At 37.4% G+C, this 23,513-nt stretch carries 16 protein-coding genes; 8 read left to right on the plus strand and 8 right to left on the minus strand.

The genetic code is table 11. From position 1 onward, the window contains the following. Positions 1–269: 269 nt before the first annotated feature. The 4 genes from ACEQ81_RS04720 to ACEQ81_RS04735 form a co-directional block, all read right to left on the minus strand. Entirely contained in the window at positions 270–2,906 is a 2,637-nt protein-coding gene (locus ACEQ81_RS04720; RefSeq protein ID WP_411029691.1) for an ABC transporter permease, read from the minus strand. Positions 2,907–2,914: 8 nt separating this feature from the next. Then, positions 2,915–3,253 carry a PadR family transcriptional regulator gene (locus ACEQ81_RS04725; RefSeq protein WP_411029692.1) on the minus strand — a complete coding sequence of 113 codons (339 nt, stop codon included), beginning with the start codon at positions 3,251–3,253 and terminating at the stop codon, positions 2,915–2,917. A gap of 733 nt (positions 3,254–3,986) precedes the next feature. After that, positions 3,987–5,090: a flavin monoamine oxidase family protein gene (locus ACEQ81_RS04730; protein ID WP_411029693.1), complete on the minus strand. Its 1,104-nt coding sequence runs from the start codon at positions 5,088–5,090 to the stop codon at positions 3,987–3,989. A 145-nt stretch (positions 5,091–5,235) separates the two neighbouring features. Then, the gene (locus ACEQ81_RS04735) at positions 5,236–6,342 is read right to left on the minus strand and encodes an agmatine/peptidylarginine deiminase (RefSeq protein ID WP_411029694.1); all 1,107 of its coding nucleotides are present in this window, start codon (positions 6,340–6,342) and stop codon (positions 5,236–5,238) included. A gap of 300 nt (positions 6,343–6,642) precedes the next feature. Between ACEQ81_RS04735 and ACEQ81_RS04740 the strand changes: the two genes are divergently transcribed. Together ACEQ81_RS04740 and ACEQ81_RS04745 are read left to right on the plus strand one after the other, a co-directional pair. Then, positions 6,643–7,521, plus strand: coding sequence for a sensor histidine kinase (locus tag ACEQ81_RS04740; RefSeq protein WP_411029695.1), 879 nt, complete (start codon positions 6,643–6,645; stop codon positions 7,519–7,521). Next, positions 7,522–8,253 (plus strand): LytR/AlgR family response regulator transcription factor, encoded by a 732-nt coding sequence (locus tag ACEQ81_RS04745; protein ID WP_411029696.1) that lies wholly within the window; start codon positions 7,522–7,524, stop codon positions 8,251–8,253. Positions 8,254–8,446: 193 nt separating this feature from the next. Here ACEQ81_RS04745 and ACEQ81_RS04750 read toward each other — a convergent pair whose 3' ends face one another. Further along, positions 8,447–9,334, minus strand: coding sequence for a C1 family peptidase (locus ACEQ81_RS04750; protein ID WP_411029697.1), 888 nt, complete (start codon positions 9,332–9,334; stop codon positions 8,447–8,449). Between the two features lie 266 nt (positions 9,335–9,600). Further along, the gene (locus tag ACEQ81_RS04755; RefSeq protein ID WP_411029698.1) at positions 9,601–11,979 is read right to left on the minus strand and encodes a TonB-dependent receptor domain-containing protein; all 2,379 of its coding nucleotides are present in this window, start codon (positions 11,977–11,979) and stop codon (positions 9,601–9,603) included. Between the two features lie 190 nt (positions 11,980–12,169). On the opposite strand from ACEQ81_RS04755, the gene ACEQ81_RS04760 reads away from it, so the two are divergent. From ACEQ81_RS04760 to ACEQ81_RS04780, 5 genes are all read left to right on the plus strand, one after another. Further along, complete coding sequence (locus ACEQ81_RS04760) at positions 12,170–13,198, plus strand: sensor histidine kinase (RefSeq protein WP_411029699.1); 1,029 nt, start codon at positions 12,170–12,172, stop codon at positions 13,196–13,198. Beyond that, a complete protein-coding gene (locus tag ACEQ81_RS04765) occupies positions 13,195–13,902 on the plus strand; it encodes a LytR/AlgR family response regulator transcription factor (protein ID WP_411029700.1) in 708 nt (235 codons plus the stop codon). Before ACEQ81_RS04760 ends, ACEQ81_RS04765 begins: the two co-directional genes overlap by 4 nt. A 493-nt stretch (positions 13,903–14,395) precedes the next feature. Then, positions 14,396–14,539, plus strand: coding sequence for a hypothetical protein (locus ACEQ81_RS04770; protein WP_411029701.1), 144 nt, complete (start codon positions 14,396–14,398; stop codon positions 14,537–14,539). Then, positions 14,536–15,297, plus strand: coding sequence for a GNAT family N-acetyltransferase (locus ACEQ81_RS04775; RefSeq protein WP_411029702.1), 762 nt, complete (start codon positions 14,536–14,538; stop codon positions 15,295–15,297). The genes ACEQ81_RS04770 and ACEQ81_RS04775 overlap by 4 nt, the downstream gene beginning before the upstream one ends. 301 nt (positions 15,298–15,598) lie before the next feature. Continuing rightward, the gene (locus ACEQ81_RS04780) at positions 15,599–16,051 is read left to right on the plus strand and encodes a hypothetical protein (RefSeq protein ID WP_411029703.1); all 453 of its coding nucleotides are present in this window, start codon (positions 15,599–15,601) and stop codon (positions 16,049–16,051) included. A 155-nt stretch (positions 16,052–16,206) separates the two neighbouring features. Here ACEQ81_RS04780 and ACEQ81_RS04785 read toward each other — a convergent pair whose 3' ends face one another. Both ACEQ81_RS04785 and ACEQ81_RS04790 read right to left on the minus strand, forming a co-directional pair. Then, positions 16,207–18,069 (minus strand): hypothetical protein, encoded by a 1,863-nt coding sequence (locus ACEQ81_RS04785; protein WP_411029704.1) that lies wholly within the window; start codon positions 18,067–18,069, stop codon positions 16,207–16,209. A 305-nt stretch (positions 18,070–18,374) separates the two neighbouring features. Next, positions 18,375–18,794 (minus strand): hypothetical protein, encoded by a 420-nt coding sequence (locus tag ACEQ81_RS04790; protein WP_411029705.1) that lies wholly within the window; start codon positions 18,792–18,794, stop codon positions 18,375–18,377. 528 nt (positions 18,795–19,322) lie between these two features. Here ACEQ81_RS04790 and ACEQ81_RS04795 point away from each other — a divergent pair. Further along, a complete protein-coding gene (locus tag ACEQ81_RS04795) occupies positions 19,323–23,450 on the plus strand; it encodes a two-component regulator propeller domain-containing protein (protein WP_411029706.1) in 4,128 nt (1,375 codons plus the stop codon). The last annotated feature ends 63 nt before the right edge of the window (positions 23,451–23,513 follow it).

Here is a 23,513-nt window from a genome sequence, read left to right on the forward strand (position 1 = left end):
AATGAGAATATTTAAAAGTTCTACTATTGGGGGAAGAAACAAACAAGGTATTAAAAATATTTATTCAGGAGTTATTTCCGTAGAATATTTTATGGATGGGTGTTTATAATGTGTGATTGGCCTTAAATTAGCTAACGTAGAGATTAGCGTATGTCTCAAAAAACGTTCTTTTTATGGAACACCCGTTTTTGTCAAATTTCTCCATATTATAATCTTTGGTATCTCATAACTTCCTACCATTTTTTACTGAGATAACCCTATTCAAAGGTCTATTCCATTTTTAAGCTATCTACCGGGTTATTGATTGCGACTTTAATAGATTGAAAGCTCACGGTCAAAAGTGTAATGGCTAAAGTACCTATTGCAGCCACCACAAAAATCCACCAGCTCAATTCGGTATGATAGTTATATTCTTGAATCCATTCATTCATATAGTAATAACCAAAAGGAATAGCGATACAACAGGATATAAAGACCAATATGACAAAATCTCGGGAAAGCAGTTTCCATAAACTTAGTGCCGATGCACCAAGCACTTTTCGGACACCGATTTCCTTAGTTCGCTGTTCCGCTACGAATACCGAAAGCCCCAAGATGCCTAGACAACTGATAAAAATGGCCAGCAATGCAAAAAAGGTCACTAATTTCCCCATGCGCTCTTCATCAATGAAATTACGGGCATATTGCTCATCGAAAAAGTTATAGCTGAACAGGCTTTTGGGGTCATGTTTGTTAAACACTTTTTCAATATGTGCCAATGCTTCTTGGGTATTATCCGCATTATTGATCTTTACGTTGATGAGATTTAAAAAGCCTCCATAGTGCACTGTAAAAATTGTTGGTCTGACCTGTTCATAGGGTGAACGCGTTACCATATCCTTCACCACACCAACAATCTTAAAAGAACCGTTTTCTCCCCATTTTACAAATTCTCCTACCGGATTCTCAAGATTCATATATTTGGCTGCCGTCTCGTTTATGATAAAGGCAAGGGAATCACTTTTAAAATCACGGGAAAAGTCCCTCCCCTCCATGATTTCCCAATCGATCATATCGCCAAAACCATATGTAGATCGGAGCGTACTGAACTCTTCGCTCATTGCGGGGTCTTTTCCTTTCCAGTCGAAGCCGCTATTGGTAACAAAAGTTCCTGTAACCAAGACATCGGAAGCCGCTACTTCCGCTATGTCATTGGACAACATAAGTTCGCTGCGTATGGTTTCAAAACGATCACGGACCTCTGGACCATTAATAGGTACGTATAGAAGCTGGCTCTTGTCGTAGCCAAGAGGTCTGTCCTTTACATGTTCTATCTGCCTATATATGGTGACGGTGCCTATAACAAGTACCACGGAAATGGTAAATTGGAAAACTACCAAGGCCCTTCTTAGATTTGAAGCTCCTTTTCCCCCACTAAATGTCCCTTTTAACACTTTTACGGGTCGGAAGGATGAAAGATAAAAGGCAGGGTAACTACCAGCAATACATCCCGTAACCAAAATAAAGAGCAAACATAACAACCAGAATAGAGGGTTGGCGTAAGGTATGGTCATCGTTTTGTCGGTAAGGTCGTTTAAAAAGAAAAGGCCTGCGAAAACCAATATCAAAGCGATTGTAAAAGCCAAAGATGCCACCAAAAAAGATTCGCTAAGAAACTGGAAAATCAACTGATTTTTGAACGATCCGATCGTTTTTCTAATACCAACTTCCCTTGCCCTTTTCACGGATTTGGCCGTACTGAGGTTCATGAAGTTGATACAGGCCAACAAGAGAATAAAAATACCAATGATACCGAACATCCATACGCGTTCTATCGCTCCGCCTGTATTTGCCCCATTTTCAAAACGGGAGTACAGATGCCATTTTTCCATTGGATGTAAATGAATGACCGGTCTTGTATCGGCACCACCGGAATCACCTTCGTTTTTAATATTATCGTATTTTACATCTTTAATCAAGGTAGATACCTGATCGATATCTGCCCCATTAGATAATTGCACATAGGTCTGAAACCAATTGTTGCCCCAGCCTAGACGTTCCTCAAAATTCGCCGTTTTCTTCAGTAGTTCCCAAGGCGCAATAAAAGTAAGGTCAGCAAAATCAGAATTTTTGGGAATATCTTGGTAAACTCCGGCTACTTGAGCCTCCATCATGGTGCCGATTTGTACGCTTTGGCCCATTGGATCTTTGTTTCCAAACAATACCTTTGCGGTTGTTTCCGATAATAGCATTGATGTAGGATCCTTGAGTGCATCCATGCTTCCTTTTAACATCTGTAGGGATAGCATATGCGCTATGCCAGGCTCCATAAAGTTTCCACTTCGGGAAACTTTGGTCTTGCCATTCTCTCCTACGGTCAATAGTTCATTGTTTATAAAAGAACTGGTTACCACATGTCTGAAATGATCCCCGTACACAGTTCGGAGCACAGGCGCTAATTGCATCGGTTGGTTCACACCGGTCTTTACTTCCCCGCTAAAAGTCTGGGTCTGCATGACCCGTGCAATGGAATCATAGTTGTCAAATTTTTGATTATATGAAAGTTCGTCATATACCCAAATACCGACAAGTATAGCGGCGGCCATTCCTAAAGCAAGGCCACCGATATTCACAAGGGAATACCATCTGTCCGATAGAATATTCCGATATCCGATTTTGAAATTACTTCTGTACATTGTGTAATTCATAGTTGTAAAAGAAATTGATTTTCGTAAGGCAAAAGGTCTTAGGTAATTTAGAACTTGATACCAGTATTTGAGCCGGGCCCGGAGCATTGATGTTGTACTTGCATCTTCATAAAATCTTTCTTCAAGATCGCCCGAGACTTCCTCGATCAATTTGTCTTTGACGAACCAGTTCAGTAGCCTTGTAGCCAATTTGGGCGGTATTCTTTTTCTTTCGGACATTTTTGTGTTTATGCTTGGAACGTAAATTTTGTAAATGCGGGATATTGTTTCCAAAGGGAGGTTCGCAACTCCTTTGATGTCTCCAAAGCCCTTTGGCCACTGGCCGAAATGGTATAAATCCGTTTTCTTCGGCCCCCTCTTATCGCAGTAGGTTCACCCAGCTCAGAGGTCAAAAATCCTTTTTTGCACAGTCTGTCCAAAGTGGAGTGAGTGGCGCCGATGGACACTTTCCTGCCGGTCTGGGATTCGAAATCATCGGCAATTTTAAAGGCGTATGCCTCTTTTCCGAGTATACCCACCAACAGGAGGATTACCTCTTCAAATTCTCCTAATCGTGTTTCTTTCATCTATAGATGTTATATATAATTCTTCTTGAAGCGTATAATTTTGCGATACCAAAATATGAATAGAACTCTTATTATACTAAATTGTAGAACAAATATATAAATTCTTTTTATTTATTCTACAATTTAGTAACTAATATCAAAATTTGTGTTCTATAAGCTATAATTTTATGATTCCTTAATCAGCTTATGGAATTATGAAATGGAAGTGTCACGAAAAAATGGCCAGTAGACTGAACCGAATGATGAAAATAGGGGGAGTCCTGTAAAATTGCAAGTTAAAAGAACTAAGCGAAGGAATAAGTCAAGTACCAAGAAACGTTCATTTTAAGAGACTACTTTTCTTCATAATAATGTTTTTATAAGAAGGTCTCATTCCTGGTCTTTTTTAATAGTTTCGTTAATTGACTTTTTATGGAACTGGAAGGGTTCGCCTAAATGATAATTATTTTGGAAATGATCCAGTTCTTTTTCTGTTCAGAATTCTATTGCAATGTTTGCATTTAGCTAAAAAATGGTATTAAAATCTAAGTTGAGATGAAAAATACAATTCGGGTACAATATAGGTACAACAAATCATTGTTTTAGTGGGTCATTTGGAATTGTATATTTTGGTGTCTTTTAATAACAAGATTTATTAAATAGTATAATAAGGCGTCCCTTAAAATCTTGCTTTTAATGGACAATATTTAAAAAAGAAGAAATTAATACAACAGAATTGTGTTGTAAATAATTATCAACTGTTTAATTCTTCAACAGCCTTTTTGGCTGATTGGGCAGCCGCATGAACGGAAACCCAGTCATTGCCGTCAGTATAAGGTCCGCCAGCAAAATACACTTTATTAGCTACCGCTTGTCCAAGTTTTTCCACGGTTTTCCAGTTGGCATGATCTGTCATATAACCTCCTCTAATAAAAGGTTCGTTATTCCAATTTTGCGTAATGTGCTTCATATAATTTGGGGTAGCCTGATTGGAATAAATACCGTCTAGTTCGCCTAAAACAAAATTTTTCAGATCATTATCAGAAAGATTAATATAATCAAGAGCTGGTTTACCCACAACGAACAACCCTAGAATATGTTTTGATGTGTTTTGACCAAAAGAAGCATTGTAATATATTTTTTGTCCGTTACTTGGTGGAGTGATTTGAAATCCAAAATCATCATCATAAAATTTCATGGAAAATTCAAAAAAAGCCTTAAACCCTTCCCAAATCACAGTATTGTTTATGGCATTTAATTTATCTTTTGGTAGGCTTGGTGTAAAACGAATATCCCCATCTTGAAGAATTTTAAGGGGAACAGATATAATTACTTTATCGGCTAGATATTGTCTATTATCAGCAGTAATTACAGTTTGTTCGTTAGAATAATCTATGGACTGCACTATGGTATTATAAGAGATTTTATCGGCAATGGAAGGCACTATATATTCCTCAAAAAAATTGTACCAGGAATAATTTACGAATTTTCGGTCCGGCGCATCTTCAACGGTCTGGATATTTACCGGAACAGAAGAATTATTTACAATTTCCTGAAAAATATTAGTACTGGTTTCCAACCATTCGGCACCTAATGGAATTGGAAAATCTGCAAAGTCCGTATCTATTTTCATTCTTCCTCCATAACTTGCGGAAGCTTCAAGAATTTCAAAATCTATTCCTAGTTGATCCAATAAGTATCCGGCTGATAGTCCTCCAGCGCCAGCACCAATTATTATTACTTTACCACCAAACGCTTCAGGATTATTCTCTTTTTTTTTGCAAGACATACATAAATACTGCACTGGAAGTCCAATTCCAAGAATGCCGCAAATTTTAACAAACTCTTTTCTGGTCATATTATTTTAATTGTTCACAGTGTTAAATTAACGAATAGCAACGGTTTTTTACACACTAACTTTTTGGTTTGCACTGCCTTTTATTTTGTGCCATGCTTTCATATGCATTGTTATAGGCTTCTATCTTGCTACTTTAATAGTTTCATTACTTTGGTTGTTGTTGGGTAACGCAATGAATCGCACCTCCATCTTCCCACAATTCGTTAACAATAATTCCAATGACTTCTCTATCTGGATATAATCCTTGGATAATGGCATTAGCTTCAGAATCAGTAGGTTCGTTATAATTGGGAACAAGCACTACTTCATTTCCAACGTAATAGTTCAAGTAACTTCCTTCCGTTCGTTCTGCAATGGGTAATTCCACAATAGTATATGGTTCACCATTGGCGTTTTTAGCAGTTTCCAGTACTTGGTAATCGCTAATTATCACCTCTTCCCCATAGTTTTCGGCAAATTCTTTTGAAAAAGTAGCAATGGTATGATTACCAACAAATCTGGCAATTCCATCAATATGCATATCTGTAATATCCAGACCAGCGATTCCGTCGAGCCAAATAAAATTGATGACGCCTAAATAGTGTTTAAAGAAAGCTTCTGCTTGTGCCTCAGTTAAGCCTGGATTTCTATTATTATTGAGAATGGAACTCCTTGTAGCCATAAATGTGCCTTCTCCGTCCACTTCAATTGCTCCTCCTTCGAGTACCATATCAATATCTACTTTTGAAATACCGATTGCACTGCTGACATGAAAAGGGATTTGATTGTCATATTGAAAACCATGCTTTCCTCCCCATCCGTTGAATTCCCAATTGGTAATCATTAAATTATTATTTTCATCGCGAACAAAAATAGGCCCGTTGTCCCTGACCCAAACATCCTCTGTTTTTTCAAGGAGAAAATCAATTTGACCCATATCTACACTGGCGTCTTCCAAAAGCTGGGTAATTCTATTTTTTTCCTCTTCATTATAAGCGACAATATGAACTAGCTCACCAGTATGCAACGCTTTGGTCATATCAATCCATATTTGGTCATATCTATTAGGTGTACTTTGACCATAGGTGTATTTATGGGGCCATTGCAACCAAGTACCTTCATGTTCTGCTTCTTCACTTGGCATCGTAAAAGCGATGGTACTGTCTGGCGGTGAAATAGAAGGTAGATTCTCTATTTCATTTTTATCGCAGCTTGCAACCACTGTTAGAGATATCATTAAAACACCGTTTGAAAAAAACCTTTTGGTTTTCATAATTTTATATTTTAGTAAAACAATACTTCGAAAATACTTCGGCCAATCTCATGGATAAAGATTTTTCCACCAAAGCAGCTTTTTTGGGAGTATAAGACTGAATTGGTGGTTTTTACTACTAAATGATATTTCATTACTTAAATCCGTGCTTTCATGGATTATATTTATTTCTTTGAAGATATACCAATACATTAGACAGTTCTATACCGTTTTGTAATGAAAAAAAATGTTGCCTATCATATTTTGTTTTGGCTCTTCATCTTTGGAATGATTCTGGATTCCATGTTGTATGATTACGAGTTGGAAGAAGCCATTTTGTTTAGCCTCCTAGAATGTTTTATCAACGCTTTTATTGCTTACGCAAATTTGCTTTTTTTTATACCAAAATATTTTGAAAGAAAGGGAAAGCTTGTTTATATCATTAGCATAATTGTTTTTTTCGTATTCCTTTTTGTCCCTTACTATCTAACAGGTTTAGAATATTATTTGCTGGATGTTATTTCATTTGCCCTTGAATTCACCTCTTTTATTTTAGTTTCTTTCTTGTTTTGGAGGGTCAATCAATATGAGTTGGAAAAAAAAAGAGGCTTGGCATTGAGCAACGAGAAATTAAAAGCGGAGTTGCTACTTTTAAAGTCTCAGGTAAGTCCGCACTTTTTATTTAATACCTTAAATAATATATACTCTTTAAGCCTTGAAAAACATGACCACGCGCCAATAATGATTGAAAAATTATCGGAAATTCTGAGATACCTCATTTACGAAGGTAAAAAGGAAGTTGTGCCATTGGAAAAAGAAGCCAGTTTGGTTAAAGAATACGTTGCCTTACAATTATTAAAAAACATGAAGGGGAAAGAGCAAATAGAACTGGCAATTGAAGGAGTTGAACAACATCATAAAATAGCGCCACTAATTTTGGTTAACTTAGCGGAGAATTGTTTTAAGCATGGCGATATTAACTATAATCCTAACGGTTTTTTACAAATTAAGCTCACGGTGAAAGACGATGTTTTATATTTTAAAACCATAAATTCCTTTCAACAAAACAAGAAAGATGTTGGAATCGGAATAACCAATATTCGAGAGCAGTTGAAGTATAGTTATCCAAATATGCATCAATTTGAGATTCATAAAGAATTGAAGACGTTTGAGGTGTCATTAACCATAGATCTACTCTAATTGGATAAGTATAAATGTTTAATTGTCGAAGATGAGGTTTTGGCGCAAAACCTTTTGAAAAATTACCTTTCAAAAATTCCTGATATTGAGGTAGCTGGCACCTGCCAAACTGCTATGGAAGCGCTTTCTTTTATTAAAAACGAAACTATTGATATACTACTGCTTGATATTCAAATGCCCGACTTAACTGGGATAGAATTAATGCGAGCCATTCAAGACCCACCTTTGACCATACTAATTACTGCTTACTCAGAATACGCTTTAGAAGGTTATGAGTTGAATGTAGTAGATTATTTATTAAAGCCTGTAAAATTTGATAGGTTCTTTATGGCTATCGCAAAAGTGTTGGAGTTGTTAAATCAAAAAAAGTTAAAAAAAGATAACTCCAGCCCAGATACCGATATTGCACTTGACTATATTTTTGTAAAATCGGGCTACAAAGCCATAAAAGTAAGATTTGAAGAGATACTGTACATTGAGAGTTTGCAAAAATATGTGCAATTTAAATGTAAAGACACACAGGTAACCACTTTAATGAGTCTATCAAAATTGGATGAAATTCTACCAACAAAAGATTTTCTACGAATTCAAAAATCATTTATCGCCAATTTGAACCATATAGCTGGTATTGAGGGAAACCGGTTAATCATGATCAATAAGGACAAAATTCCTATTAGTAAATCTATAAAACCATATTTAATTCAACTCTTGGATAAGAACAAGCTTCTTTAGATACTTTTATGTTCTTAGATCATTTTCAACAAAGCACAACAAGCATATTAATTGATGATAATATGCCCACTGTTTCATTAAACCGCCGATTTATTGTACCGGTTGGAAAGCATAGCAAAGCTCCTTAAAACCATGCCTCAGGATTAACTTAAAAAGACTTGTTTCTTAACTCAATTCTTTGGCGCAATAGAAATTAAAAATCATAGGCCACATAAGCTTGATTGATTACTCTAAATTCAGCTGTTTCATTTATTACATTATCAAATGCTGCATAATCAATCCAAACAAAACCATTATCTCCCCAATCTGTTCCCCAGGAATTGACAACTTTGAAGGCATTGTACTTATCTGAATAACCAACAACTAGCATAGCGTGGCATCTGCCTAAACTATAATCTACCAAATGTTCTCTGTACGCTGTAAGTCCAAAATTATCGGTCTTACCAAATTCAGAAGATAAATATGCCAGGATGATAACAGGTGTTTGTTGATTGATAAGACCTTTCATTTCATTAACCATATTTTCCCCACTCAAACATTTATAGTCACTGATTCTATTTTGTAATGCCTGTTCATCATGTTCTTCTGTTGGTTGCCTATCACAATTTGTATCTGAATACGGAAAAGAGCTCCAAGAACAAACGCCTTTGGTTTTAAGTAGATCAAGGGTTTCCACTATTGCAGTTTCCGCACAATTCCCTTTGGTGATCTGATTGTATGTATAGGCGGGACTCGTTACGTCCGAAACGGTAAAATCTGTTTCAGATTCTATTTTTTCTTGAAGTGATTTCATGTAATAACTAATTGCCCAGGAAACACAGGAACCTTGCTGTCCCTGATTTCTTATTGGGGGTAATAAATGTGATAGATCAAAATTATCTGGCAAATCATCCGGAACATCAAAATTCACAAGCACACTAGCATTATGATTCCCATATTCTCCATTTCCAATGCATATTCCACCTGTTGCAAATTCAGAATCCTCATTTGAACTTTCTAAAAGTGAACCTGAACCCACAGGCTCAAATTCGCAGGAGATCATTAATATTACAATTAGGCAAAAGAATTTAGTCTTTCTCATTTCGGTTCGTTCAAATTATTTCCTATGAGCGTATATGATAAAAATATTCAATTCAGTTCAATGATTCTTCCAAGCTAAAAGTTTCTTGAAATAGCAATTTTGACCTAGCTTAATAACGTAGACCCTGTCCTTAAATTGTTCTATTTACAGAACAAGACCAGGTTTTTATTGGTGTACTCCCCTAATGAAATGGTAACTTGTAAAGGTATTGGAAGTTGAGATTACCTTTTGAGTGTGTTTGGTACGATAGGTATTCTGTTAAAAGCTTAAAATCTTTTTTGTCCTGAAAATTCCATAGCCTCACCTTTCCCGAAACCAAAACTGATTCCGAAAGTTACAAAACGACCCCGCTGACTGAAATTCCTAAGATAGAAATCGGGTTGATTGGTGACACTTTCCCTAATCCGGGATGCAAATACATCTCTAATGCTCAAGTTTAAAATGGCCTTTCCTTTTAAAATCTTCTTTCTTGCACCAAAATCCATAAATAGGTTTTCAGTGATTTCTTGTTGAAAAGTTCTAAAACCAGAGCGATAATTACCCATTAGTTCAATATCGATATCCGAAGGAAGTTTAATCTTACTGGTAAGCCTTGTTGACCATTGGTCGCCCTTGAAATCAAAGGAAGTACCCTCAAACGAGCCTTTACGCACAAAATGTCTAAGGTTGAAATCGTTGGTAAACGACAGCCAATTGGTAGGAATGTACTTTGCGTTGAACTCGATACCTGTGGTATTATTTATGCCTATGTTCTCTGGGCGCGAGATACTTACATTATCTTCGAAGACGACCACTCGCTCCACCACATCTACGGTATGGCGATAGAATACGCCCAAGTTCATGGAGACCTTGCCCAGCGTGTATATACTCGTAATTTCGTAGCTATCGGTAAACTCGGGCTGTAGGTTGGGATTTCCAGTACGGATATTAAAATTATTACGAATGTTAAAGAAAGGATTTAAGTCCCATAATCTTGGACGAAATATCCGTTTGGAATACCCAGCTTGCAGCGAGAGATTATCGTTCACTTTATAAGAAGTATGTCCGCTAGGGAAAAAATTGGCATACCTTTGATCGTTACTTTCATTTGTGTTCTGCAAGAGTGTCCCTACATCGGTCTCCTCAAAACGCCCTCCCAGTTTCAATCCCCATTTATCACCTTCATAAGCAGCCGTTACATAAATGCCCAACACCTTTTGTGTCCATTCAAACACACTGGTCAAATCAGGATTCTCCACAAAACCAATCCCGTCAAAATCACTAATGGCAAAGTCGTTCTTTACATCATTGATTTGATATTGACTCCCGGTTTCAATGGTATATTTTTCTGCCCAAGGATGTGTATAGTCGAGTTTGAAGATGTAATCGGCTTGACTAAAATCTGTTCGAGTCTGTTGTTGCATGTCCTCGTTATTGCCAATAGTGGTGGTATTTGTAAAATCGGAAGACTGGTCTTTGGCAAAGAGATTACCTGTTGCACTAATCAACAAAGATTGATCTTCGTTTCCTTCAAAATCTTTTTTGTATTGTAGTTCATAGGAGTATTTAGGGTTGGTGGCGGTCGTTAACTCACGACGATCAAATGCATCGGTTATGGAATTTCCCGAATCGAAGGTGCTGAAAACTGCATCAGAATTTTCCTTTTCCCATTCGTATGCAAAATTCCCAGAAAGGGTCAGTACGTTATATTCATTAATATGGTAATCAGTGCCAAGAATGAGGTTGAAAAAGGTTTCGTTCTTATCGCTTTGTCCGGAACTGTTAATAGCAGTATTTTCAACCAAATTTCGATTTTCACTTTCATCGTCACTTGGGAAGGTTCTACGACCAAAACCCAACTGACTAAATAAATTGAATTTCTCGGTACGTCTATTTAAGCTAAGGCCAAGGCTGTGGTTATTGGGGACGCCCGTGTTCAACGTAACCGAACCATTCAGTCCTTTTTTCTCCTCCTTCTTCAAAACGATATTGATGATACCCGAAGTTCCTTCGGCATCGTATTTGGCTGATGGGTTGGTGATTACTTCAATACGTTCTATCATGTCTGCGGTAAGGGTGCCAAGGGCATTGCCTTGTTCATTGGCTATGACCGAAGGTTTTCCATTGATGAGCATCTGTACACCCTGGCTACCCCGTAAGCTTACCTGTCCTTCGATGTTAACATTGACAGATGGTACATTGTTCAATACCTCCAGGGCACTTGCCCCGGTACTGCTCAAATCAGCTCCCACATTGAAAACGCGTTTGTCAAGTTTGAATACTGTTTGGGAAATTTCACCTTCAACTACAACTTCCTTCAACTGTTGGGTATCTTCCGCAAGCGAAATCGTCCCCAAATCTATTCTAGCGTTTACCACCTGGGCATTATCGATGCGGTTGGTTGTAAAACCTATGAAACTTACTTCGATATAAAAATCGGAGGCATTGGTTTCCAAGGTAAAAGTACCGTCTTCAAGAGTAGTGGTTCCGGCAATCGGTTTTTGGTCAGTTGGGTTGCCTACAAGCACCGTAGCAAACTCAATGGGGTTGCCACCAGTTTCTTCAATTACTTTTCCAGAAATAGTAATAGTTCCGTTTTGTGCGGATGCCTTATGGATTCCAAAAATGAACATTCCAACAAACCAAATGAAACAAAACTTCCTCATCTTAAAAACTCATTATAGATTGTACTTCAAAGATGCTTTATAGTAAAATTATAGGTCCTCTATTTTCTGCAAACGACGAAAAGGGCATCCCAAACGACATACGTTTCACTCTTCTGCTGTTTACCCCCTTCAATCCGTCGATGACAGTATTGTATAAACACGGCGTATTATAAAATGGTATTTTTATATCATGGCCGCCAAGCAAGCTTTTTTTAGCAGTACTTCGAAAGAAATGTTTTTTCAAGTGATATTGCATGTCGTTTTGTTTTTGTTCTTTTCTTTCGACCGTAATGAACCTAGTATTCAGGAATTCAAGGTGGTAGCTTTTATAAATTACGCATTGGGTGCATTTGTTATCAATTATGTATTACTGCCCCATTTTTTTTACCGTAAAAAGTACTTGCTTTTCTTTGTTTTTGTATCTATTATGGTGGCGGTGATTATCGCAGTAGAAGAATTGGTGCTCGAACAGATTTATTATCCCGATACCAGGGGCAGCAATTTTCCGGGAGTTATTTATAGTTTATTGGATGTGATGCCGGTGATTGCCATCTTGGCAGGTTTTAAATTTGCGTGGGATGCTTCGATCAAGCAACGCGAATTGGAAAAATTACGTTCTTCAATACAGGAAAGTGAGCTTCAATTCTTGAAATCACAAATCAATCCGCATTTTTTGTTCAACAACCTTAATAACCTATATTCTTATGCTATGGTACAATCGCCGAAAACACCCTCCATCATTTTGGAACTTTCTTCGGTACTACGGTATATGCTATATGATTGTAAGGAGAAATATGTACCGTTGCAAAAGGAAATAGAACACCTAAAGAACTTCACCAAACTCAACGAACTTCAAATTGAAGAGCGGGGAAAGGTGAATTTCAAAACAGAAAATGTCAAATCTGGCTATAAAATCGCTCCTTTAATATTGACGGTCTTTGTTGAAAATGCGTTTAAGCACAGCACTGCAAGCCAATCTGACAATATTTTCATTGAGGTGAATGTTAAGGTTGAGGAAAATGGGCTACTTGATTTTGAATGTAGAAATAGCTTTCGCCCCGTTACCAATACAGACAGCCTTTCAAAAGGCATTGGATTGCAGAACGTAAAAAAACGGTTACGTCTGTTATATCACAACGCCCACGAATTAAACATAAAAAACGAACAAAATGTCTACAGTGTGCATTTAACCATGCAGCTAAAATTAGAAGGCGAATGATACGTTGCATCATTATTGAAGACCAGCCACCGGCGCAAAGGGTATTGCAAAAATACATTTCAGACTTTGGAATGATAGAGTTAAAAGGCACCTACGCCGATGCACTACAGGCAATGGATTTCATAAAGACCGAACCAATTGATTTAGTCTTTTTGGATATTCATTTGCCGAAGATTTCCGGTATCGACTTTTTGAAGACCTTAAATCCAAGGCCTAATGTAATTCTTACCACGGCATTTTCAGAGTACGCATTGGAAAGTTATGATTACAACGTACTGGACTATTTATTAAAACCCTTTTCATTCGAACGTTTTGTACAGGCGGTATCTAAAATGCCCTCACCAAAAACACTCCCAAAAGATTCAAAAGAAGAGGTGCGGTCGATATCCTTTGAAGAGGTCATCTTCATTAAATCAGGATACGAACATATCAAAATTGCGGTATCGGACATTCGGTTTATACAATCCGATGCCGACTACACAGAAATAGTTACCACCAAAAAAAAGTATCTTACCCAAGAACCCTTGAGATATTGGGAAGAAACTCTTGATCCCAAAAAGTTCATTAGAGTACACAAATCGTATATTCTTAATCTTTCAAAAATCCAAAAAGTCGTAGGCAATCAGGTCCGATTGGATGAGAAGACTATTCTTCCTATCGGAAGGGCCTTTAAGGATGGCTTTATGAAACTCATTTTAAAATAGGATAACCCACTGCATATTGCCTGTAAAAGGTTTCTTCCGAAAGTGGAGGGTTAGAACCGAAGCCCGTACGTACTGCAATTAGACTATATTTTTTAAAAGTACTTTCTTACTCGGAATGGACCAATGACGGGAGGTGCCGCCATATTGGGTGCCAATTGGGAATGGAAGGGCACTTCAGCCTAAAGGGAGCATAATAACCTATTAGCAAATCAAATGCCAACCACCATGTTTTGTGAGTTCCAAAACGTTCGTTTTATAAACGCTTCAAAATGGACTGAATTCTTCATGACAAGGCTCTATATAGTATTGTAACCATTTCAATATTGTAAATACCCCCGTTAAACGCATATTACCTTTACTCTAAGTTTATTACGTGGAAACAGTGAATTAAATTCCTAATGACAACTGGGAAAAAAGTCCTTAATGATTTATATCATTTCTTAAATAGCTGATAGATAGTAGATTTAGTGCTCAAACTAAAAACTTAACACTAATGAAAACTATAACTATTTTGCTTTTTGCGTTCTACGCAATGATGTTCTTTGGTAAGACCGAAAATACCGGAGACAGTGTAATTAATACAACACAGATTGTTCACACAGCAAAAATGATAAAAAATTTAAAGGGAAAACTATGAAAATAGTAGAGGTTACAACAGAAAATGCGGTAAAGGAGACTTTCTTTTGCATAAAAGACACCAAAAGACAAGGATTTAAGGATAAAGTTAATTGGTTTGAAAAGCGTCATAAAGAAGGCTTAAGAATAAAAATCTTGAAAAATGATGAAGACAAGATGATTGGCTTTATTGAATATGTTCCGGCCAAAAATGCTTGGCGTCCTATAGATGCTGATAATTATATGTTTGTTCATTGTACCTATGTCTACTCTAAAAAAGAGCGAAGTAAAGGTTATGGTTCAATACTTATTGGAGAAGCCGAAAAAGAAGCAAAAGCGAAAGGTATGGATGGCGTATGTGTAATAACAAGCACGGGTGGTTGGTTGGCCAACAAAAGCCTTTTTGAGAAAAATGGGTTTGAGCAGATCGAAGCAAAGGACAGGTTTGAACTACTTTCCAAAACATGGAACAGGGACGCAAAAAAACCGAAATTTTACAATTGGACCAACCAGCAAAAAAAGTACAAAGGTTGGCATTTGCTTTATGCAGATCAGTGCCCTTGGAACGAGAAGTCTGTAGCAGCATTATTAAACGTTGCGATGGATTACGATGTAGATTTGAAAGTGTCTAAAATAAATACCGTAAAAGAAGCAAAAATGGCACCTTCTGGTTTTGGCGTTTTCAATCTTTTGCACAATGGCAGATTGCTAGATGATCATTACCTAAGTGCAACACGGTTCAGAAATATTTTAAAGAAAGAACTCAATATGGCAAAATAATAGAACGATTGTGACAAGACGGAGTACGAAAGACCTGGAGGCAGCCTTGGCAGAGGCTTTGTTTGTATTAATTTTCCATTGTATAACCTTCTTTTGCTCTTCAACATTCTGCGATGTTTTACCAATAAAACCTGCTACAACCACTACTTGGTTCAAATCGGTCATTTTTAAAGGTTAAATCTTAAGTTTAATTACTGAAGTGTGCAGTGTTTCGGGAATAATGAAATTAGGTTTTGACCTACCCGAAATATAATGCGCATTTATTATTATTGTAAATTTAGAGAATCCAAAAATTGAAATTATGAAAAAAACGTTCTTTATTCTTGCTTTGCTCCTCGGTTTTGGCTCCCACGCGCAAAATACAAATAAGGTATCCATAGAAAGAGTGATCACAACATTTTACGATGGCTTCAATGCCAGGGATTCCGTAAAAATGAAACTAATGCTCTCTAAAAATTTCCTGTATCAGGATGTAGATGAAGTTTATGGAAAAAAAATAGTTAAGACAGAAGATATAAACACAGTTATAAAAACAATTTCGGGCATTCCAAAAACGACCCAATTTAGACAGGAATTGGGGGAATTAAAGATAAACATGGACGACCAGATTGCCAATGTATGGGTAGCCTATAAATTTTATCTCTATGACGCCTATTACCATTGTGGCGTTAGTTCTTTTCAATTGGCCAAAGAGGATGGGGACTGGAAAATTATTTCGTTGCTGGACCATCATTCCAAGGAAGGATGTAAATAGCTTGTGCAGCAATTAACTTTACGACGGCATAAAGAATCTGGTATTTTTAAGCTAATTCCATTTTGGAAAGGTAATCAATGGCGCATTGGCATCATAAGTTCCTGGAAAGTGAGCTAAAAACTTGGATTTTCAATTTTGGGCGCGCAATAAATAAGTCAAAGCCGCTCAATGGAAACTTCTTTGCCATCAAAAATATATAGTACCCTTTCGATCTCGTCAATGATAAAATTATCTTGCTGGGTATTTATTTCCTTCAAAACCTCTTCTGCGCCCGTATCGATTTTCAAATCGATTATCTGTATTTTACCATCTTGGGGAACAGCGATAACCATGGAATCGTCATTTTTTCTACTTTTCCTTAATCGTTTAAAAACGTACTCTAGGTTAGAACCCAGATCTACATCAAAATCTGTTAGGCTGTTTAAGCCTCGGGAATAAGAATGATACGTACCGTATATACCGGAAACTGCCATACCAAAACCACCTAAATTGTTGGATACGATTGTATTTCTGAACGCACGATTTGCTTGGGTGGGGGCAAAAAGTAATGTGGCCGATGTAATTTGAAGGCCTCTTCCAAGCCAATAAAAAGAGTTACGGAGAGATCTGCGAACCAAAGAACCAGATTTCAACACCGGATATTCTTTTTTGTAAACCAAGCTCCCCGAAAAATTAAACAAATAGAAATTATTGCTTTCAAACAAAAGATAGGCATCGTCCCTAATTTTTAGTTCTGGAAATCTTCTTCCAAAATCAAACTTATGTAGTGATTGTGGAGCTAGGGTGTCCCGATTGTTGAAAAGATAGAAGTTGTTTTCGCTAAATACGGGAAACTGTCCGGTTTCAGGATTGAACCATACACGATGGTGGGGCAATTCAAGTTTTAAATTTCTGTTGATGAAATCGGCATCAAATAGGGCAAGGTCTTCTTTCCATATTTTCCTGCCGGATTCAATTTGAATCCTATTTGCTCTTGAAGGTGTTATAAAAAGGGCGTACGGATCATCGTCAAAAATATGCACCGGGTTTTCGTTGTTTGCATACGTAATCTTCAATGGAGTATCCCAGGTATTATGGCCGAACCGGTCAATTCGGGTCAACATGTTTTCTTGCACAACCAAATAACTGTCCTTAGTAGGGACAATTTTTTTGATCAAGGGTAAGGGATCCGATTTGCCCCATTTTTTCTTTCCATTATCCGCATTGATGATATTAAAACCTTTGGAGGTAATCACCACCAACTGGTCTTTATCTAAATTGGTCTCCATGATGTTTCCAACAACACGCACGGGAGGTCTAGACCACAAACTGTCCATATTCTTGGGGTCTACGGCATATATTACAGTTTCCTGATTAAGTTTTTTGCCGCTTAGATGGTTGGAAGATATATAAAACTTATTTCCATCCTCATTGGATAAAATGCTGGTTATTCCTTTTTTGTCATATTTAATGCTCCCGGTTTTAAGGTCGATTTTTAGTAAATGCCTGTTCTTAAGCCAAAAAATGTTTTGATCTGCATCTAAAATAACTTTTTCCTCGTTTAGGATTGCACCTTTTGTCCTTGTGAAAAAATCACTGGCTATGTTCGTCATCCATATTCGATTCCCAGTCTCGAAATCGAAAAGACCAATTCCGAAACCCTCATCAATTTTACCATCAACCAAAACCGCATTGATTTCGGGTAATAATAAGGTGTTAAAAACGGCTTGAAATCCATGTTCATTGGAATTAAATATGATTTTCCCATTGGTAACATCTACTATAGCTCGGGAAATACCCTTTGTATTTAAAGTTTTGGAAAGAAATTTGGAGTTTATTACGGGTTTGTCCTCAAAAAAAGCATAAGAGGTAAATGGAATCTCGGAATACCGGTTAAAGTCCAATTTTCCTATTTTTTCATTCTCCCAGATAATATCTTGTTCTTCCGGGTCTATCCCATAGACCGACTCCGAAGTTTTAACCAGTACAATTCCGGTATTGGTATTAAGAGTGTTTTCCTTGACCCTGTGCTTCAGCAAAATTTTTTGTTGGGCAAAGACTGTCAATGAATGTACGAGTAAAAGGAATAAAATAAAGTTCTTTTTGATTAACATTCTACTTTTATATATATGAACAGATTACCTTCTTTTATGCAAACAGCATAATTAAGATAGGGCTTTTAACTTAAACCCAAGTTAGTTTAAATACAGCATTTAGATCCACGCTTATGGGTAAGATGCAATTAAGGGGAAAAACGCTTCCAACAATGTGTGTTTGCTGGAAGAGGTAGATAAATAATTGTGTTTTGCAATTACCCAGCAGCCATTATAGGTTGCTTAGATGCTTAATTTTTATCCCAACCATTTCTTTCGAACACGCTCTTCAATAAAAGGTCATATTTTTTTAAATAAAGTCCAAATTGTTCCTCGTTTAAAATAGCTTTAACCTCGGAATGTTGTTTGGCGAGCAAAGTGTCAAATCTTGTTCGTATTTCTGTAGGGGTAAAATCTCTGTCCTTATCATCAAGACGTGCCATTTTAAAAGAATGATACAGGATAATATTGTAGTATTCCTCGCGGATGTCGTCGGAAAGTCCCATCGCCGTAGCACGATTGTAAAACCAGATCTGCATGCTATCGCGTTCTTTGTCGGTAAAGAGCCAAACTTTGTTGGTTTCTTCGTCTTTGGTCGTTTGCGTTTGGCCAAAAGAGTTTACGGAAAGAAATAGGCATAATGCAATGGCTGCAAATTTCACTAGTTCCATGTTTGGGGTGTTAGGGTTTTTTCAAATATAACGAATAAAACTTAGGTATGTGTTTGGAAAGGAAACGGGAAAAATATTTTACAAAATGGAATACGAAAAGACCAGGAGGCAGTCTGTGGTGGCGCACGTATAAGGCAATAAACACCGCCCTAAAAACATTTATTATATAAGACTTTTATTCTCCATTTTGAAGGTATTAAATTACAGATAAATGTAATTACTTTTTGGCTCTAAGTGCCATGGTCACCTTAGGAACTGCTTGGTCATTTCTTTGCAGGGAGATTTTTTATCATGCTTTTTTGGGAATTGGACTATTGCTTCTATTTTGTACCTTTACTGATGTCACCAATCCATGCGGTTTGAACATGTTTTCTACATCAAGTGTTTGTGATCAGATCTCCATTTTCTGCTTTTATCGCCTAAACATTTAGCAAATTGACTTTGAAGATTAAAACATTACTTATTACGCTTGTTTTAATAGTATCGGTAGCCTGCAATAAAGAGCATAATCCGACAACTAGCGAAACTATGGATACCCAAATCCGGAAAGAATACGGAGCCGGAGTTTCCAGTAATGATTTTGGAGCTTTGTCCAATATATCAAATACCTTAGATTTAAAGTATTCGCTACAACAACTGGACAATAGTGTGGGACTTTCAAACAGTTCCGTCAACACTATATTTCAGGATTCGGAAAATTTGCTATGGATCGGTACTTGGGACGGCCTAAACCGCTATGACGGTAATACATTTAAAATATTCAGGCCAGGGCTGAACAGTGAAAACGGCCTCAGCAATCAGGTTATACTGAAAATAGCCGAGGATGATACCGGTCATATCTGGGTATTGACCATGTACGGTATAAATCGGTTCGATAAAAAAACGAATACATTTCGGCCGTATTATTTTTCAAGAAAGAACAGACCCCCTATCTCGGAATCGGAATTTAATATGGCCGTTGATGGCTTAAAAAAAGTGTTTTGCGCCGTTAAAGGTTGGGGCGTGGGCTATTTTGATGGTGCTGATTTTCAAAAACTGCCGGTTAACGGGCTTCCCACAGGTACCATTAAAAAGATGAGGTTTACCCCTTCTGGGAAACTACTGTTGCTGTTCGATAACAATGAGTTATATGCTTTGGAAATACAAACCAACGCAACAGGTAAAAAAAGCGTTTCCAATATGGCACGAATTTCCAAAAACATTAGGGCCTTCGGAATATTGCCAGACCAAAAGATGTGTCTTATTGATTTTGCCGGAGAAGTTGGTATATATTCATTTTTGGATAAAACCAGCCGAACACTTCCCTATAAAAATATGCTTGATGTGATAGGACAGACCGCTAACGGACTTCTACTGTCCGGTAAGGCGGGATATTTCAGTTTAGACGTTGAGGGGGAAATGTTCGTTCCTCCGTGGCAGGAGTATCTTGGTGATCGGGAGATTACAACTTTGGCAACAGGAAGCGAAAATGTAATTTGGGCCGGCACGGATGGGGATGGGCTGCTGAAGATGTATCCTCAAAGAAAACCGTTCAACCTATTATCCACCACCCAAATACCTGAATTGAACAAGAGTATTGTTAGGGCATTTACCCAAGTTGACGGGCAATCCTTTTTTGTGGGAACTAAAGGCAAGGGGCTGTTCCGCTTCTCTTCCAAATTTTACCAAGATCCCGGTAAAAAACTGGAATACGAAATTTTTAATGAAGACAATAGCTCAATCAATAATTCCGTTTTTGCGCTCCATAAGGGGCAAGACAACTTGGTTTTTGTAGGTACGGATGGCGATGGTATCCATGTTTTTGATTCTATGAATCGGAAGTTGATCAATTGGTCAGAAATGTTGGGTAACGAGTTATGCAACTACTTTAGGTCTACCTATGCCATTTACCAAGATAAAAAGGGTTTTATATGGCTTGGTACCAATGGCTATGGCTTGGTGCGGTTTAAATTGGAACGCAAAGGTAGAAAGTTCAAAATAACGCATTTTAAAATATACCAGGCAGGAAACGAACAGGACAATACCCTGAGCAGTAACATTATCTATTCCATTGTTCCGAAAAATGAAGATGAGCTTTGGATAGGTACCAGATTGGGCGGGTTAAACCTTTTCAACAAGAAAACAGCATTATTCAAAGTATATAAGAACAGCAACAACGACCCAAAGAGCCTATCTAACAATGATATTTTATGTCTGCATGTGGATGAGGACAAAAAACTCTGGATAGGTACAAGCCTAGGATTAAACGTGTTGGAAAACATGGATAGGGTGGAGCCGGTTTTTAGAAACTTCACGGTTATGGACGGGCTTCCGAACAATACCGTTCATGGCATTGTTTCTGACGGCGATTCCAATCTTTGGATAAGCACAAATTTAGGGCTTTCCAATTTTTTGATAAACGAGTCCAAGTTCATTAACTATACAAAAAATGAAGGATTGCAAAATAATGAATTTGCCGATGGGGCCGCCTATAGGGATTCCACTACGGGTTTTATTTTTATGGGCGGTATTAAAGGGTTCAACTTTTTTTCACCTTCCCAAATAGAGACATCTACCCATATTCCGGATATTCTTATCGATAAAATTAATGGCCAAAATCAAGAGGAGCCATATTACCAAGGGTTGGTAGTTTCTCCGGGTGCAAAAACAAATCCGTCCATCGTTCTAAAACATGATCAGAATTTTTTCGATATCGAATTGACCGCTTTGACCTATGTTAACAGCGAAAAATGCCAATACGCATATCAACTGGGCAATTTTGACCAAGATTGGAACACAATTAATAACAGAAAGAATTTTTCCTTTACCAATGTACCATCCGGCAAGTACTCGTTGTGGTTAAAATGGACAAACAGCGATGGTATTTGGGGAGATCCCGTAAAAGCGATCGATATTCATATTAAGCCAATTTTTTGGCAATCTACCCCCGCTATCTTCCTGTATATATTATTGTTGTTCCTTTTATTACTGCTTGTTTTTAGCTATTACAAAAAGCGACAATCCTTAAAACAAAATATCCTTTTTCAAAAAAGAGAGCAAGAGATCCATCGGAACCGCCTTACATTTTTTACGAATATAGCCCATGAACTTCAAACCCCCCTAACGCTTATCGTTGGGCCGGTACAGAAGCTTTCACAATCTCTGGATATCAGTGAAAAAAACCAACGGTTCATTAAAATGATTCAACGAAATTCATCAAGGCTACTTTTTCTAACGCAGCAGTTGTTGGAATTTAGAAAAGCGGAATACGATCATTTAGAAGTAATGGTAAAACAATTTGACCTAGTTAATCTGGTAGAACAGATTGCCGAACTGTTCGATGAATGGGCGCTACAAAAAAACATCGATTACAGTGTTGATATCCCTTCGGAACTAAAAGGTTGGTTCGATAAGGATAAAATTGAGAAAATAGTGTTCAATCTTTTGTCCAATGCTTTTAAGTATACACCGCAAGATGGCAAAGTGCACCTTAAATTTTTAATTGAAGATGATAACTCTAAAAGGCTTACAATTAGAACAACAAATACAGGTAGCGGTATTCCAAAGCATAAATTGAATTCCTTGTTCGACCGGTTTTCTTCATCGGATATAGTAAAAAGTTCCGAGAACGATTTGTTTAGAACGGGCATTGGCCTTGCATATATTAAAAAATTGGTCAGTGTTATGAGGGGAGAATTATTGGTTTCCAGTAAAGAAAACGGACGCACTACCTTCAGCGTTCTTTTGCCCTGCCATAAGGAGGCGTTCGATGAGAAAGAACAAGACGCCGAAGTACAACAGGTCTATATCTCACATCACCTTCAAAATATATTGGCGGATGTTTCCTCAGATCCAGAGGAAGCCAATAATAAAATCTCTACGCTCGAATCTATTTTAAACGAACGAAGAACAATATTGATCGTAGAGGACGAAAAGGAGATACACGGTTTGCTAATAGAATTGCTAAAAGAACAATATACGATCTTAACCGCCTATAACGGTATTGAAGCCCTGGAAATTATAAAGACCAAGATGCCCGATATTATTATAAGCGATGTAATGATGCCCGAAATGGACGGCATTGAACTCTGTGGTAAAATAAAGGGCGACACCAAAACTTGTCATATACCTTTTGTTATGCTCACGGCTAAAACCTCGGTTTCCCATCGGATAGAAGGTTTGGAAAGCGGCGCCAACGCCTACATACCCAAGCCGTTTCACCCAGATCATCTACTGGTAAGGATTCAAAAGCTTCTTGAAGAAAAAGAACTGATCTTCCAACACTTTGCACAAGATACGTTCGGGGAAAATCTATATCAACTTCCCATACTAAATGAGGATAAGGATTTTATGGGTAAGGTAATTGCCCTTATCCGTGATAACATAGACTGCGAAAATCTACAATCGCAATATCTTGAGAAAGAACTTGGGATGAGTAGCTCTCGTTTATACAGAAAAATCAAGCAGATTACTGGTTTTTCATTGGGTGATTTAATCCGTACAGTACGATTAAAATTTGCGGCAGAGCTTTTACAAAATGGCACATTATCGGTAACCGAAGTTTGTTATAGATCGGGGTTCAACAATCGCTCCTATTTCTACAGGGAGTTTAAAAAAATATATCATATTACACCCAAGAATTATCAGCTAAAATATAGATCTGGCCATAATATTTAATTTAAATCATTGATTTTAAGCCATTTAAACTGTAGTGTACACTATTGAATACATAGTGTACAC

The sequence above is a fragment of the Spongiimicrobium sp. 3-5 genome (genome assembly GCF_046557915.1).
Lineage (GTDB): Bacteria > Bacteroidota > Bacteroidia > Flavobacteriales > Flavobacteriaceae > JBHEBG01.